Origin of the sequence: Nocardia halotolerans (assembly GCF_042650145.1) — a bacterium.
Taxonomy (GTDB): domain Bacteria; phylum Actinomycetota; class Actinomycetes; order Mycobacteriales; family Mycobacteriaceae; genus Nocardia; species Nocardia halotolerans.
This window is the reverse complement of sequence record NZ_JBHSDL010000025.1, coordinates 1-14,493: the sequence shown is the minus strand read 5'-3', so window position 1 is coordinate 14,493 and position 14,493 is coordinate 1. Positions and strand designations below refer to the sequence as shown.

General features: G+C 67.1%; 17 protein-coding genes. 7 read left to right on the top strand and 10 right to left on the bottom strand.

The genetic code is table 11. From position 1 onward, the window contains the following. Positions 1-10: 10 nt before the first annotated feature. Entirely contained in the window at positions 11-205 is a 195-nt protein-coding gene (locus ACFO5K_RS18540; RefSeq protein ID WP_378566162.1) for a hypothetical protein, read from the bottom strand. A 287-nt stretch (positions 206-492) separates the two neighbouring features. Here ACFO5K_RS18540 and ACFO5K_RS18535 point away from each other — a divergent pair, with 287 nt between their 5' ends. Further along, positions 493-1,308 (top strand): NAD(P)H-binding protein, encoded by an 816-nt coding sequence (locus ACFO5K_RS18535; protein ID WP_378564230.1) that lies wholly within the window; start codon positions 493-495, stop codon positions 1,306-1,308. Positions 1,309-1,321: 13 nt separating this feature from the next. Here the strand turns inward: ACFO5K_RS18535 and pepN are convergent, their stop codons facing one another. Beyond that, complete coding sequence (gene pepN / locus ACFO5K_RS18530; RefSeq protein ID WP_378564227.1) at positions 1,322-3,811, bottom strand: aminopeptidase N; 2,490 nt, start codon at positions 3,809-3,811, stop codon at positions 1,322-1,324. Between the two features lie 171 nt (positions 3,812-3,982). On the opposite strand from pepN, the gene ACFO5K_RS18525 reads away from it, so the two are divergent. Continuing rightward, complete coding sequence (locus ACFO5K_RS18525) at positions 3,983-4,474, top strand: hypothetical protein (protein ID WP_378564224.1); 492 nt, start codon at positions 3,983-3,985, stop codon at positions 4,472-4,474. Positions 4,475-4,759: 285 nt separating this feature from the next. Here ACFO5K_RS18525 and ACFO5K_RS18520 read toward each other — a convergent pair whose 3' ends face one another. After that, entirely contained in the window at positions 4,760-4,921 is a 162-nt protein-coding gene (locus ACFO5K_RS18520; RefSeq protein WP_378564221.1) for a hypothetical protein, read from the bottom strand. Between the two features lie 113 nt (positions 4,922-5,034). Between ACFO5K_RS18520 and ACFO5K_RS18515 the strand changes: the two genes are divergently transcribed. The 3 genes from ACFO5K_RS18515 to ACFO5K_RS18505 are packed head-to-tail and all read left to right on the top strand — an operon-like array spanning position 5,035 to position 6,486. Continuing rightward, on the top strand, positions 5,035-5,391 hold the full coding sequence (locus ACFO5K_RS18515; RefSeq protein ID WP_378564218.1) for a hypothetical protein: 357 nt from the start codon (positions 5,035-5,037) through the stop codon (positions 5,389-5,391). A gap of 37 nt (positions 5,392-5,428) precedes the next feature. Continuing rightward, complete coding sequence (locus ACFO5K_RS18510) at positions 5,429-5,779, top strand: ArsR/SmtB family transcription factor (protein ID WP_378564215.1); 351 nt, start codon at positions 5,429-5,431, stop codon at positions 5,777-5,779. Continuing rightward, a complete protein-coding gene (locus ACFO5K_RS18505) occupies positions 5,779-6,486 on the top strand; it encodes a cation diffusion facilitator family transporter (protein ID WP_378564212.1) in 708 nt (235 codons plus the stop codon). Before ACFO5K_RS18510 ends, ACFO5K_RS18505 begins: the two co-directional genes overlap by 1 nt. On the opposite strand, the gene ACFO5K_RS18500 is transcribed toward ACFO5K_RS18505, so the two are convergent. From ACFO5K_RS18500 to ACFO5K_RS18480, 5 genes are all read right to left on the bottom strand, one after another. Further along, the gene (locus ACFO5K_RS18500; protein WP_378564209.1) at positions 6,456-6,653 is read right to left on the bottom strand and encodes a hypothetical protein; all 198 of its coding nucleotides are present in this window, start codon (positions 6,651-6,653) and stop codon (positions 6,456-6,458) included. The genes ACFO5K_RS18505 and ACFO5K_RS18500 overlap by 31 nt on opposite strands. 23 nt (positions 6,654-6,676) lie before the next feature. Continuing rightward, positions 6,677-7,150, bottom strand: a complete 474-nt coding sequence (locus tag ACFO5K_RS18495; RefSeq protein WP_378564206.1) for an STAS domain-containing protein — start codon at positions 7,148-7,150, stop codon at positions 6,677-6,679. A 200-nt stretch (positions 7,151-7,350) separates the two neighbouring features. Next, positions 7,351-7,905, bottom strand: coding sequence for a type 1 glutamine amidotransferase domain-containing protein (locus ACFO5K_RS18490; RefSeq protein WP_378564203.1), 555 nt, complete (start codon positions 7,903-7,905; stop codon positions 7,351-7,353). Positions 7,906-7,931: 26 nt separating this feature from the next. Then, positions 7,932-8,642: a phosphodiesterase gene (locus tag ACFO5K_RS18485; RefSeq protein WP_378564200.1), complete on the bottom strand. Its 711-nt coding sequence runs from the start codon at positions 8,640-8,642 to the stop codon at positions 7,932-7,934. Continuing rightward, positions 8,642-9,106, bottom strand: coding sequence for a DUF4383 domain-containing protein (locus ACFO5K_RS18480; RefSeq protein ID WP_378564197.1), 465 nt, complete (start codon positions 9,104-9,106; stop codon positions 8,642-8,644). The genes ACFO5K_RS18485 and ACFO5K_RS18480 overlap by 1 nt, the downstream gene beginning before the upstream one ends. A 226-nt stretch (positions 9,107-9,332) precedes the next feature. On the opposite strand from ACFO5K_RS18480, the gene ACFO5K_RS18475 reads away from it, so the two are divergent. After that, positions 9,333-10,487 carry a glycosyltransferase family 9 protein gene (locus ACFO5K_RS18475; RefSeq protein WP_378564194.1) on the top strand — a complete coding sequence of 385 codons (1,155 nt, stop codon included), beginning with the start codon at positions 9,333-9,335 and terminating at the stop codon, positions 10,485-10,487. A gap of 107 nt (positions 10,488-10,594) precedes the next feature. Then, on the top strand, positions 10,595-11,668 hold the full coding sequence (locus ACFO5K_RS18470; RefSeq protein WP_378564191.1) for an NAD-dependent epimerase/dehydratase family protein: 1,074 nt from the start codon (positions 10,595-10,597) through the stop codon (positions 11,666-11,668). Positions 11,669-11,678: 10 nt separating this feature from the next. Here the strand turns inward: ACFO5K_RS18470 and cydB are convergent, their stop codons facing one another. Then, the gene (gene cydB, locus ACFO5K_RS18465) at positions 11,679-12,716 is read right to left on the bottom strand and encodes a cytochrome d ubiquinol oxidase subunit II (protein ID WP_378564185.1); all 1,038 of its coding nucleotides are present in this window, start codon (positions 12,714-12,716) and stop codon (positions 11,679-11,681) included. Between the two features lie 10 nt (positions 12,717-12,726). Continuing rightward, positions 12,727-14,238, bottom strand: coding sequence for a cytochrome ubiquinol oxidase subunit I (locus ACFO5K_RS18460; RefSeq protein WP_378566159.1), 1,512 nt, complete (start codon positions 14,236-14,238; stop codon positions 12,727-12,729). Between the last annotated feature and the right edge of the window lie 255 nt (positions 14,239-14,493).

The following is a 14,493-nucleotide window of genomic DNA, read 5'->3' as shown; positions in this document are numbered from 1 at the left end:
CGGCGTCAGTTCATCGGCTCGGCTCCGGCAGCTGGCATTCGGTGACTTTCGGGTTCATGCCCAGATAGTTGAGCGGGCCCGCGGCGACCGTGAGCGCGATCGTGCCCCAGTCGCCGCAATTGACCGGGGTGTCGGTGAAATAGTCGCGCTGTATCGCCGCCACCAGCCCGGCGCCGAACCAGGCCAGCACCAGCACCGACAACAAGAACTTGGCGGTCTGGTGGGGCGGTCGGGCCTGGACCTCTCGTACTTCGCGAATCTCTCGATCACGTCGATTCCGTCGACCGCGCATCGTCATCGGATCCTTCCCGCTTGCCAGTATCACACTGATACCCCATGTGAACAGCGCCAACCCTGCGGGCACCGTCACGACACGCGCCGAACTCCTGCTGTCAACGATGCAGCCCGGCAAGCCAACAGTCAATGGTCATGTGCGTCGGCGCGGAAATCTCGGCAGGATGGGATTTCAGCGAAATCGAGTGGGGAGAATTCATGACGATCCTGGTTACCGGCGCTACGTCCAATATCGGGCGGATGGTGGTCGATCGATTGATCGCCGCGGGCGCGAGCGATATCCGTGCTCTGACGGTGGATCCGGTCAAGGCCGCGCTGCCCGAGGGTGTCGAGGTGGCCCGGGGTTATCTACGCCGGCTCGACACCCTGCCCGCCGCCTTCGACGGCGTGGACCGCATGTATCTGGCGCCCACCCCCGACAATGTCGTCGAGGTGCTGGACTTGGCGCGTGCGGCCGGCGTGCGGCACGTGGTCGATCTGTCCGGTGAGCCCGAAAGCTGGTGGGGCACTGTGTGCAAGGCCGTCGAGGGCAGCGGTCTGGACTGGACCCATCTGTGGCCGGCCGACTTCATGGAGAACACCCTGAGCTGGTCGCAGCAGATCGGCGCCGGCGGGGTGATCCGCGAGCCGCGGCCCGACATGGCGACCGCGCCGATCGCCATGGACGACATCGCCGCTGTCGCCGCCACCGCCCTGCTCGCCGACGATCACCGGGGTCGCGCCCATTCCCTCGCCGGCCCCGAGGTCCTCACCCGTACCGAACTCGTCGCACAGCTCGCCGACGCGCTGGGCCGTGACATCACCCTGCAGCGCGCCACGCGTGACGAAACAGTCGCCGCCCTGACCCCCGCCATGGGTGAGTACGCGGCCTGGTGTGTCGACAATGTGCTGCTCGGCTACACCCCCGCCGCGGAATCGCTGCCGGTCACCAGTGTCGAGGACATCACCGGCCGCCCGGCCACCACGTTCGCCGACTGGGCGCGCGCGAACGCCTCGCGCTTCGGCACCGATTGACCGGGCGATCGCGCTAGGTGGCCCGATGCGACTGTTTCGCGCGGACCCGTAGGTCGCGGGCGAGGTGATCGCGTTGTTCGAGCACCAGGCGGCGTAGGGCACCGGGCGCGTCGGTGTTGGCGGCGAGCCAGGCGTCGACGTCGGCGAGCGAGTCCGCGGCGGGGAACAGGCCCACGACGATGCGCCGGGCGATCTCGATGCTGCGCTCGTCCCAGACCGTGCGCAGGTTCGCGAAGTACGCGTGGTCGTAGCCGGCGATGAGGTCGCGGCGCGCGCCCGCGCGGAAGCCCCCGATCACCGCGTCGAGATGATCGTTGGTCAGGGCGGTGTCGTCGAGGGCTTGCGCCCACGCCGCGGCCTTCACCTGGGGGTCCGGCCGAGCCGCCAGCGCCCGGCGGTGCGCGGTGCGGCCCGACGCGGTGTCGTCTCGTTCGAGTTCGGCGTCGAGTTCGGTGGCTTCGGCCGCGCCGGTGGCGGCGAGCGCTGTCCAGAATGCCCAGCGCAGATCGGGGTCCAGCGACAAACCAGCCGGCGGATGAGCAGTGCCGAGCAGTACCGCCCGGATGTCGTCGGCGCGCCGGGAATCAACGGTGGCCGCCGCGGCGAGCGCACGCGCCCAGGTCAATTGCGCCCCGGATCCCGCCCGCGCCGCATGCATGGCAGCCCAGCATGTTTCGAGCCACTCTCCGCGCCACCGGCCCCGCATCGCCTCGGGGAGGTAGTGACCGATGGCGAAGGAAGCATTCGCCAGCACGGCGGTGAGCAGCGCCATGTTGGATTCGGCCGCCGCGAAATCGCGCACCGCGCGCAGATAGCGCTGCACCTCGAGTTCACCGTCGCGCGCGGCGTTCCACAGTGCCGACCAGATCAGGCCACGGGCCAGCGGATCGGTGACCCGGTCCAACGAACGCTGCACCGTGTGCAGTGATTCCGCGTCGAGCCGGACCTTGGCGTAGGTGAGGTCGCCGTCGTTGAGCAACCGCAGCGGAGCGGGGGCGAGGGTGACCGGGGTGCGTTCGGTGACGATGTCGAGCTCGTGGCGTTCGCGCCGCACCAGGTCACCGGTGGCGTCGAAGTCGTAGAGCCCCACCGCGAGACGGTGCGGACGCGGGTCGGCCTGCACGATATCGGCGCCCTCGAGCGTCAGCGTGGACACCCCGGTGGTCTGCAACCAGGCGCGGGCCCAGCCTGCCAGATCGCGGCCCGAGACCGCCGACAGCTCGGTGAGCAGATCAGCGAGGGTGGTGTTGCCGAAGGCGTGCGCGCGGAAGTACCGCCGTGCGCCCGCGAAGAACTCCTCCCTGCCGACGTAGGCGACCAGCTGCTTGAGCACGCTGGCGCCTTTGGCGTAGGTGATGCCGTCGAAATTGAGTTTGGCGGCTTCGAGATCGGTGATGTCGGCGACGATCGGATGCGTCGTGGGCAGCTGGTCCTGCAGGTACGCCCAGGCCTTGCGGCGGTTGGCGAAGGCCACCCACGAGTCGGTCCACTCGGTGGCCTCCGCGCTCGCCAGCGCGCCCATGAAGTCGGCGAAGGACTCCTTGAGCCACAGATCGTCCCACCACACCATGGTGACGAGATCGCCGAACCACATGTGCGCCATCTCGTGCAGGATCGTGTTCGCCCTGCCCTCGTACTGGGCCGCGGTGGCCGCACCACGGAAGATGTAGGCCTCGGTGAAGGTGACCAGGCCGGGATTCTCCATCGCGCCCAGGTTGTACTCGGGGACGAACACCTGGTCGTACTTGCCCCACGGATACGGGTAGTCGAAGTGCTCGGCGAAGAAGTCCAGACCCTGCTTCGTCACCTCGAAGAGGGTGTCGGCGTCGAGATAGCGGGCGAGCGAGGCACGGCAGAGAATGCCCAACGCGACATCGAGTTCTTTTCGCGCCCAGGCTGATTCGACGCGATGGTAAGGTCCGGCCGCCACTGCGGTCAGGTAGGTGGAGATCGGCAGAGTGGGGGAGAACTCGACCGTCTGGTTCGCGCCATCGCTCTCGACTGCGGTGACGGGCCGGTTGGCCAGCACCTCCCATCCGTTCGGTGCGGTGACCACAAAGGTGAACGGCGCCTTCATATCCGGCTGTTCGAAGCAGGCGAAGACCCGGCGTGCGTCCGCGGGCTCGTACTGGGTGTAGAGGTAGGTCTGGTCGTCGGCCGGGTCGAGGAACCGGTGCAGGCCTTCGCCCGAGCGGCTGTAGGCGCCCGTGGCCCGGACCACGACCACGTTGTTCGCGGTCAGCCCGGACAGTGCGATGCGGGCTCCGTCGTAGTCGGGGACCACCGTACGACCGTTCAGCACCACCGATTCGACCGAGAGGCCGAGGAAGTCGAGCCACGTGTGCTCGACGGTGGCCGCGAATTCGACTGTCGTCGTGGTGGTGAAATCCTGTCGGGTCTGATCGGGTGCGCCGGAGAGGTCGAGCTCGACGCGGTAGTCCCCGACGGTGATCGCCGCAGAGCGCGCTGCGGTCTCGGAGCGGGTCAGGTTCGCGGTGTTCACGATTCGATCCTGCCAGCCGTGTCGTGGTACGCACAGTGCGGGAGCAGGGCCGATGTGACTACGCACAGGATCTCGGTGCGGGGGTCGACGTCGGTGCCGGGATCGTGGATTGTTAGTTTCTCGGGACTCATCGTCCCGCTCGAGCTTTGTGGATTCGACATCGGAGTCAGAATGAACAGCTTGCTCGAAACTCATCGTGGATGGGTCGCCGACATCTTCGCCGACGGATTGCAGGGCCGCAGCGGGGAGGTGATCGGCTGGCGCGCGCTGTGTTCCTGCGGCAGCTGGCGCGGTCGCACCTGGCTGCGCACCGACCGCAGCGCCGACCACGCGCCCTCGGCTCGGGTGTTGTACTGCCCGACCGGCCGTCTCGACGTCGAACCGACCCGGCTGATCCTGGGGGAGTGGGACTACCACCAGCTCGAGATGCAAGCCCTGATCCCGGTGCGGCTGGCATTCCAGGACTCGGCGTCGGCCGAACAGCGGCTGGTTGAGGCTGTCCGCTTCGTCCTCGCCGCGGGTGCGTCGTGGGATGCGGTCGCCCGGGTGATCGGCGCATCCTCGGGGGAGGCTGCCGAGCAACGATTCAGTGCCGTGATGTCTCCCGAGCATGGGGTGGCGGCCGGCGGAACGGACTGCCTGCGGCGGGTAGTGGGGGAGTAGGGATACCCCGCACTGTGCATTCGATCGGGGGATCGGGTGCACAGTGCCGAGTGCTCGCCGTCCAACCGAGGCCCGATCGGCGGACGAACATCGAACGCACCTGATAGTCGACCGTAAAGAAATATCTTGCTACGTAGATATGCGCATCTAACCATACATTCCCATCCAAACCACCGAAACCGGCTACGCCGGCCAATGCTTTGGACAGGGGAGGGAGGGTATCCGCTCGGTAGGATCGGAACGGATGCGGCGCAAGTGGTGGCCGCGCTACAGGAAAGGTTCCTGTCAGAGGTGGTGGAAGCCGACCATTCTGGTCGTGGTGAACATGGCCGCGGCCAGGCCGATCGAGCCGAGAACGGCGAGAGCCAGAGATCCGGTGAGTGCTGTCAGGCCGAACAGGAAGAACACGCAGGTGGCCAACATGATGGCGGTGCTGGTCAGATCCATGCTCGTCGTATTCGGTGTCCGATTACGTGAGTGGGTCATACTTTCAGGGTTGACCGACACGCGGGTTATTAAACTGTGATTTTTTCAGCAGACCGGTTCAGGGAGGCTGTCGAATGACCGACGACGTCGAGAAGCGCTGGGGTGACGAGAGTTCGTATCGCCGGGCCGCGCTCTATGTGGTGTGCGTGGTCGGTGCGGCCGCGGTCGCTTTCGCTGTGGTCAACGTGTGGGCGCTCAACCGTGATGCGTGCGCCGCCTCGCACACCCACTTGTGTGACACTCCCGCCCAAGTTGCCGTTTCCGTGGCTCCTTCGTTGATCCTCTTGCTCGGCGGGATCGGGGCGTTCATTCGCACCTATCAGCGGTGGCGGGCGGGTCTGCGGTGGCCGACCTGGCAGGGTGCCGGCTGGTTCCTGTTCATCCTGATGACGGCCTACCTGGCGATCAGCGCGGGCTCGGCCGCCAACTGACTCACACGAGTACATCCTTTTCTGTATACAGAAAAGGATGTACTGTCGGGCTGTGGAGATACTGACCGAGACACATACCGACGCGCTGGCCCGTTTCGGGCACGCACTGTCGGATCCGACACGCACCCGCATCCTGCTGAAGCTGCGCCGAGCGCCCGGGTACCCATCGGACCTGGCCGAAAGCATCGGAGTCTCGCGGCAGATCCTGTCGAATCACCTGTCCTGCCTGCGTGGCTGCGGGTTGGTCGTCGCGGTGCCGGAAGGCCGGCGGAACCGGTACGAACTCGCCGACGTCCGGGTCGCCGATGCGCTGGGTGATCTGCTCGGCCTGGTGCTGGCGGTCGATCCGGCCTGCTGCCCGGCCGCTGACACCGAGGGTTGCTGCTGATGAGCACACCGTTGTCGCTCAGCGCCGATCCGCAGCGAAAGGCCGTGCTGGCCCGGCGGATCCGCTGGTTCGTCGCGGCGACGATCCTCTACAACGTGCTCGAGGCGGCGATCGCGCTGAGCGAGGGCGTGCGCGTGTCGTCGACGGCCCTGATCGGGTTCGGCTTGGACTCGGTGATCGAGGTGTCCTCGGCGGCCGCGGTGGCGTGGCAGTTCGCCGGTCCCGATCCGCAGGCCCGGGAACGAGTGGCGTTGCGGGTGATCGCGACGTCGTTCTTCGCGCTCGCCGCCTATGTGGCTTTCGATGCCATCCGGGCGCTGTTCGGCGACGGGGAGGCGCAGCCGTCCCCGGTCGGGATCGTGCTGGCGGCCGTGAGCCTGGCCGTGATGCCGGTGCTGTCGTTGGCGCAGCGCCGCGCCGGGCGCGAGCTGGGATCGGCCTCGGCTGTCGCCGATTCCAAGCAGACGTTGCTGTGCACCTACCTGTCCGCGGTGCTGCTGGTCGGGTTGGTGCTCAACAGCGTGTTCGGATGGTCATGGGCCGATCCGATCGCCGCGCTGGTGATCGCGGTGATCGCGGTCAAGGAGGGGCGCAACGCCGCACGGGGTGACACCTGCTGTACCCCGGCGGCGCTGGTCGCCCCCACTGACAGCGGGTGCTGTGCGGGGGATCCGGCTCAGGACCGTGGCAGCCGCGAGGACTGCTGACCGCCGGTGCGACTGCGTCCGGTGCCGGTTCGGTGCGGGGCGACTCCCTCCATGATCTCGGTCCACCAGGAATGCAACGGACTCGGTTCGGGCCAGTGGACGAAAGGTGCGTCCGGTTCGGTGACCGGATCGGGTGTTTCCAGGGCAAGACGATCGGAATAGCGCATAGCAACTTCCTCGTGGTGCTCGTTCACAGGTGTGTCGGTGTGCCTCGGCCAGAATCGTGGTGTGACCGCAGGCGCAGTGCAGGCCCGGTGCCGATGGCAGCGTCGGCGTCGGTGTGTAAGCGCAGCCATTGCGTGAGGCCGGCGGCGTCGACGATGCGGTCCACGACCGAGGGGGCGGCGTGGACCACGCTCACGCAGGTGGTGCCGTGGTGTTGCTGGGCGCGGCCGGCCAGATCCAGAATCGACCGGCACGATATGAATGCCACCTCGCTGACGTCTACGACCAGGTGCCCCGAAGAGGTGGCGCGGTGGAACGCGTCGTCGAGGACATGGCCCCAACGGGTCAGCGTGTAGGCATCGATGTCGCCGTGCACGCGCAGCACGACCGCCGTGGGACGCGATTCCAGCTCGGCGCGCAGGCGTGCGCAGACGTCGGGCGACTCCCCGTCGAAGGCGGGTAGCGGCTGTCGTTCGGCGTGGCTGGAATGGGTGGTCACGAGTACTCGATTCCTCGGCACCGGCAGGCCTCGTACTGCTCCGGTCGGTCCTGGGTCCTCAAGATCGGCTGGTACTACCCATTTCAGCATGCCGGAACCGGCCTGTCATGGACTGTGATCGACCTGATGCACAAGCCGGCTGCTCACAGGACTGAGGGCGAGCCGGAGTGATCGACCGGCTCGCCCTCGAGTAAGGAGGATCAGTGCTTGCCTTCGGCGAATTCCTCGACGATCTTGGCGCAGAACGCGGGCAGATCCGAGGGCTTGCGGCTCGACACCAGGCCGTTGTCGGTGACCACTTCCTCGTCGACGACGGTGCCGCCCGCGTTGCGGATGTCGGTGCGCACGCTGGGGTAGGAGGTGAGGGTGCGCCCGCGCACGGCGTCGGCTTCGACCAGGGTCCACGGTCCGTGACAGATCACGCCGATCGGTTTGCCGCTGGCGGCGAATTGCTTGACGAAGTCGACCGCGGTGGGATCTTGGCGCAGTTTGTCGGGGTTTGTTGTGCCGCCGGGCAGGATCAGGGCGTCGAAGTCGGCGGGGCTCACCTGGGCGACGGTCTGGTCGACGGTGAAGGTGTCGCCTTTGTCCACGTCGTGGTGCATCGCCTGGATGCTGCCGGAGTCGAGGGAGAGCAGGGCGGTGGTGGCGCCGGCGTCTTCGACCGCCGAACGTGGTTCGACGAGTTCGACCTGTTCCACGCCGTCGGTGGCGAGGATCGCGACGCGCTTTCCGGTCAGGGTCTGCTGGGGCATGTGGCGCTCCTTCTTGTTCGAGTCGGTCAGGTTGAGGCTTGCGGTGTGTCGCCGCCGCGGCCCTGCCTGCTGCCCGAGTAGGCGCTTTCCCGCAGCCGGGTCACCGCGGCGGGGAGCAGGGCGACTCCGGGCGGGCGGTTGAGGATCGGGTCGAAGAAGTCGGTGCGGTGTTCGCCTTCCTCGGCGCGGCGCAGGTCGAGTTCACCCACCTGCTCGGGCGCTCGGCCGATCGCGGCCGCGGTGAGGCCGAACCGGAGCACCTGGTCGTCGAGATGGTCGTCGACGGCTTGTAGCGACGCGGTGCCGGGCAGGGTGGCAGGGTCGAGGGGATCGGCGAACAGCCAGACCGGGTCGGCGTCACCGAAGCGGTAGGGCAGCAGGGTGCCGAAGCGGGCGGTGGACCAGCCTCGGGCGGGAGTGATGACGAAGCGGCCGAGGGCGCCGCGGCCGGTGGTGGCCAGGGCGAAGTCCCAGGGGTGGTCATCGTGGTCGAGTGCGCGGAAGGCCAGGCCCAGGACGTCGGGTACTCCGACGGGACTGCCCAACCCCTTCGAGAGCCGGGCGATCACGGCGCGGTCACCGGCGCCGAACCAACGTTCGTAGTCGCCGGTGGCCCGGAACCGGCCGGCGAGGCGCAGGCCCCGCGGGTGGAACACGCGTGCGTGCCGGATCCGGGCACCGGTTTCGAAGACGTTGTGTACGGCCGTGCGGGGGAGTTCGGTGATGCGGTCGAGCATCAGTACCGGTCCCCGGTGACCGACTGGGTGGTCTTCAGTGTGCGGGGCAGTACGGCACCGAGGACGATCATGCCGAGGCCCAGACCCAGATGCAGCCAGTTGTCGGCGTCGTTGAGCGGAATGAAGTTGGCGTCGCTGTTCCGGTCGACGAGCAGGCCGTAGAGCCACAGCACCAGGTAGATCACGCCGCCGCCGATGAGGAAGGTGCGGGCGGTGGCAGCGGTGGCGGCGGCGAGTACGCCGAGGACGCCGAACACCAGGTGGACGATGTTGTGCAGTCCGGACACGGCGAACAGGCCGAACAGTTTGGCGTCGGAGTGGTGTCCGGCCCACTCGAAGCTGTCGTAGTCGGTGGTGACGCCCGGTATGAAGCCGAGGACACCCACCAGCAGGAAGATTGCACCGACTGCCAGGGCGGCCCATTGGATCGGTGAACGCCCGGTCTTGCTTGCGCGAGTGGACACGGCATGATCCTTTCGTTGTGGCGGACCGGTCGACCGCGGGGTGCGGCCGCCTGCCGGGTTCTGGACTGGTCGCGGGGCGCTTGCCCGTTGACGGGTTCGGTAAACGCGGGAAGCGTCCAACGGGGCAGGGCGGTTGAGCCTGTGCTGTTTCACAAGTAGGGCGGCGGGTATTGCGCCCGGTGCCGTTCGATCCGTGACCGGTGCCTGTCGTGAAGGAGTTCCCGCGATGCCGACCGAGATGACCGTGCCCGGTGACGGTGTTTCCGGGCCGAACACGCGGCCGTTTCCCGGGGTGGACCGGATCGTGGTGCTGTGTGGCGGGGGTATGGGCGATCTGCTGTTGGCACTGCCCGCCGTGCAGGCGTTGGCCGCGGCGTATCCGGCGGCGCGGATCACCTTGCTCGGCTCGGCGTTGCAGGCGGCGCTGCTGTGTTCCCGGCCGGGGCCGGTGGCCGACGTGCGGGTGCTCGCGCCGCCGGGCGGTCGAGCCGAGGCGGAGCAGCTCGCCGACATCGGGTCCGAGGGTGTGGATCTGGGTGTGGCGCTGCACGGGGGCGACGGCTGGTCGAATCACCTTCTGTGGCGCATCGGTGCGCGCTGGACGGTCGGGTTCCAGCCTGCGGGCGCCGTACCGGCGGCCCGGTCGGCGACGTTTCGCTACTACCAGCACGAGATGATCCGTGCGCTGGAGGTTGTCGCCGCGGCCGGTGCGCCGGCGGTGACCTTGGAGCCACACCTGGTTTCCACGCCGGCGGACGCGATGGCCGCCGCGAAACTCACGGAGGGGTTGTCCGGGCCGATCGTGACCATCCATCCCTCGGCAGCTGATAGTCGAAGGCGCTGGCCGGCCGGCAAGTTCGCCGAGGTGATCGGGCATTGTGTGCGCACCGGGGCCACTGTTTTCCTGGTCGGCGGTGGTACGGATCGGGATCTGTTGCGCGACATTGTCGGTCGCTTGCCTGCCCGGGAGGCGCGGCGGGTGCGCTGCCTCGTCGGCTCCGACATGACCCGATTGTGTGGTCTGCTCACCCGTACCACCGTGTTCGTCGGCAACGACAGCGGTCCCCGGCACTTGGCGAGGGCGCTCGGCGTGCCGACGGTCGGGATCTTCTGGATCGGTGACCTGGTGAGCGCGGGGCCACTGAATCGTTCCCACGACCGGGTGCTGACCGCGTGGACCACCCGCTGCGAGGTCTGTGGCGTCACCCTCACCGACGACGGTGTCCCGCGTTGCGATCATGACGGCTCGATCGTGGCTGCGGTCGCGGTGGCCGATGTCTGTCGTGAGGTCGACGCCTTCCTCGGTGGCGCAGTCGTGTTCCTGCGTTCGGTGGCGCAGCGGCCGTCGGCGCCGACGCCGCCCACAGCTGATCTCCCGTAGTCGGCGGATGTTGTCACCCGAGGGCGATCCGGCGTAACGGGTTCGGTCGGTGTGGGGCGCTCGGATCGGGGTATGGCGATCCTGCGACCGAGCCGAGGAGGATTCCTGTGCGAGTGATCGTGATAGGGGCGACGGGCAATGTCGGCACAGCCGTTGTCGACGCCTTGACCAAGATGCCGTCGGTGACCTCGATCGTGGGTGCGGCGCGGCGGGTGCCCGAGCACGGGCTCGGCGGCGTCGAGTGGGTCGGGGCCGATGTGCGTGCTGCCGATCTGGTGTCACTGATGCGTGGCGCCGATGCTGTGGTGCACTTGGCGTGGTTGTTCCAGCCGACCCATCGGCCGTTGACCACGTGGGCGACCAATGTCGACGGCACCGCCAGGGTGCTGAGCGCGGTCGCGCGGGCGGGGGTGCCCGCGTTGGTGTACGCGTCCTCGGTGGGTGCGTATTCGCCGCGAGCCGACGACCGGCCGGTGTCGGAGGCGTGGCCCACCGAGGGGTGGCCACCGGCGGCGTACATGGCCGAGAAGGCTTATGTGGAGCGCCTGCTGGACATTTTCGAGCGCGATCACCCGGATTGCCGGCTGGTCCGGTTGCGCCCGGCGTTCACGTTCCAGTACTCCTCGGCGAGCGAACAACGCCGCTTGTTCGCCGGACCGCTGGTCCCGAACCGGTTGCTGCGGCCGGGTGCTGTGCCGGTGCTGCCGTTTCCGTCCGGGTTGCGGTTCCAAGCTCTGCACAGCAGCGATGTGGGCCGGGCGTATGCGCTCGCGGTCACCGGTACAGCGCGGGGTGCGTTCAATATCGCCGCCGACCCGGTGCTCGATCGTGCCGCTCTGGCTCAGATCCTGGGTGCCAGGACGGTGTCGGTGCCGCCGCGGTTGGTCAAGGCCGCGCTGGCGGTGGGCTGGCGGTTGCGGTTGCTGCCGGCCACCCCCGAACTGTTCGACGCGATGATGCATCTGCCGCTGATGGACACTTCCCGGGCGCGCGACGAGCTCGGCTGGACCCCGCGGGTCAGCGCTACCGAGGCCGTCACCGAGTTCCTGGCAGGTTTCGGTGACGGCGCGGGCGCCGACACTCCGCCGTTGGCGCGGGACGCGGGTGGTGCCTGGCGGTATCGCGAGTTCGCTTCGGGCGTGGGTGGACACGATCCGGTCGATCAGCGGGCCCACCACTGAGTTGAGCGGGCTATCGGGACTTTTCGGACTTGCTGAACGGTAGTCCGGTGGGGGCGGGGATCTGGTCGACGGTGAGGCGTTGACGGAAGACCCAATATGTCCACCCTTGGTAGAGCACCACCACCGGTGCGGCGAACGCGGCCGCCCAGCTCATCACCTTCAGCGTGTACGGCGAGGACGAGGCGTTGTCGATGGTGAGGTCGAAGTCGGGATTGATGGTGGAGGGCATGACGTTCGGATACAGCGAGCCGACCAGCAGCACGGTGGCCGAGATGATGGTGACGGTGGTGCCGACGAAGGCCCAGCCGTCGCGTCCGGCGGCGGTGGCGCCACCGGCGATGAGCAACCCGGTCACCGCGGTGCCGAGCGCGATCCAGGTCCAACTGTTGCCGTAGGCGAGCTGGGTCCACACTCCGAACCCGCCGACGATGATCGCGGTGGGGGCGAACAATATCCGGATGGTTCGCCGGGCCCCGTCGCGGATCTCGCCGCCTGTTTTGAGCGCCAGGAAGATCGCACCGTGCAGGCCGAACAGGATGCCGGTGGTCAATCCGCCCAGTAGTGCGTAGGGGCTCATCAGCTCCCACACCGATCCGACGATCTGTTTGCGTTCGTTCAACGGCACTCCACGCACCAGGTTGGCGAACACCCAGCCCCACGCCAGCGCCGGCACCCAGGAACCGATCCCGATGCCCATATCGCACCAGAAACGCCACTTCGGGTCATCGATCTTGGCGCGATACTCGATCGCGCAGATCCGCAGGATCAACGCCACCAGCAACAGCAACAACGCCAGATAGAACCCCGAGAACAAACTCGCGTACCACTCCGGAAACGCCGCGAACATCGCCCCACCAGCGGTGATCAACCACACCTCGTTGCCGTCCCACACCGGCCCGATCGTGTTGAGCACCGCCCGCCTACGCGCATCCGAACCCCGACCCAGAATCGGCATCAACATACCGACCCCGAAATCAAAACCCTCCAACACGAAATAACCGGTGAAAAGGATCCCGATCAGGACGAACCAGAATTGCTGCAGATTCATCGCCTGGCTCCTAGTACGCGAACGACAGTGGTTCGACGGGCTTGTCCGGCTCCGGCGCCCGGTGCCTGCCGCCACCACCGTCATCGTCGTCGTCGCCGTACGGGTTGTCGTCGGCCGCGGACTGCCCCGGCTCGGGTCCGACCACGGTGAATCGGTGCAGCAGGTAGTACCAGACGACCGCCAGCGCCCCGTAGAGCAGGGTGAACACGACCACCGAGAAGATGACGGTCGACGGTGCGTGGTCGGACACCCCCTGTTCCACTGTCATCCGCACGCTCTGGTTGCCGGTGGGGTTGGGCACCACGACCCACGGTTGGCGGCCCATCTCGGTGAACACCCAACCGGCGCTGTTGGCCAGGAACGGGGTGGGGATGGCGAGCAGACACAGCCACGAGAACCAGCGTTGGTTCGGTACCCGCCCGCCCCTGGTGAGCCAGTACCCGAGCACCAGCAGCACCACCGAGCCGATCATCAGGCCGATCATCAGCCGGAACGACCAGTAGGTGACGAACAGGTTGGGCCGGTAGTTGCCCGGCCCGAATTGCTCGACGTAGGAACGTTGCAGGTCTTCCACACCGCCCAGGGTGACGCCGGTGAATTTGCCCTCGGCGAGATAGGAGAGGACGTAGGGCACTTCGATGAGGTGCTCGACACTCTGGCAGTTGTTGTGGGTGCCCACCGTGAGCACGGAGAACTCCGGGTCGGTCGCGGTGTGGCACAGCGATTCCGCCGACGCCATCTTCATCGGCTGCTGCTCGAACATGAGCTTGCCCTGGATGTCGCCGGTGACGCCGACCATGATGATCGAGCCGGCGATGACCAGTAGCGAGTATCGGGTCACCGGGCGCCACATCGTGCGGGCGTCGTCGAGCTTGTCCGGATCGCCGCTGCGCGTGTTCCGAACCATCCACCAGCCCGCGATGCCGGCGACGAACACTCCGGCGGTGAGGGAGGCGCCCGCGAGGACGTGGGGGAAAGCGGCCAGGGTGGTGCTGTTGGTGAGCAGTGTCCAGATGCTTTCCAGTTCGGCGCGCCCGGTCTCGGGGTTGTAGAACGCGCCGACGGGATGCTGCATGAACGAGTTGGCGGCGATGATGAAGTACGCCGAGACCGCACCGCCGATGGCGAACAACCAGATGGTGGCCAGGTGTAGGAGTTTGGGTAGCCGGGTCCAGCCGAATATCCACAGCCCGATGAAGGTCGATTCCAGGAAGAACGCGATGAGCGATTCCAAAGCCAATGGCGCGCCGAAGATGTCGCCGACGAAGCGTGAGTATTCGCTCCAGTTCATGCCGAACTGGAACTCCTGGACGATGCCGGTCGCGACGCCGATGGCGAAGTTGATCAGCAGCAGTTTGCCGAAGAATTTGGTGAGCCGGTACCACTGTTCTTTGCCGGTGACCACCCAGGCGGTCTGCATGATCGCGACCATCGGTGCCAATCCGATTGTCAGCGGTACGAAGATGAAGTGGTAAACGGTGGTGATACCGAATTGCCACCGGGAAACGTCCACGGTGCTCATCGCCAGCGTGCTCATCATCGGGCCTCCTGCTGTCGCAGCGAACTTCCGGTCGAGCGGTTTACCCGGTGATTGTCGTGCGCGTGATCAACCGTGGCGGGATTCGTTGGAAATGGTTGCACATTCGGCGGCCGGGTTCGGGCAACCGCTCCGGCTAGGTCATGTCTCCCAATAGCTTCAACCATTCGACCGTAAGGGCCATGACGATCCCGGCTCGGTAGGTGCAGGCCAGCTTGTCGTAACGAGTCGCGACACCAC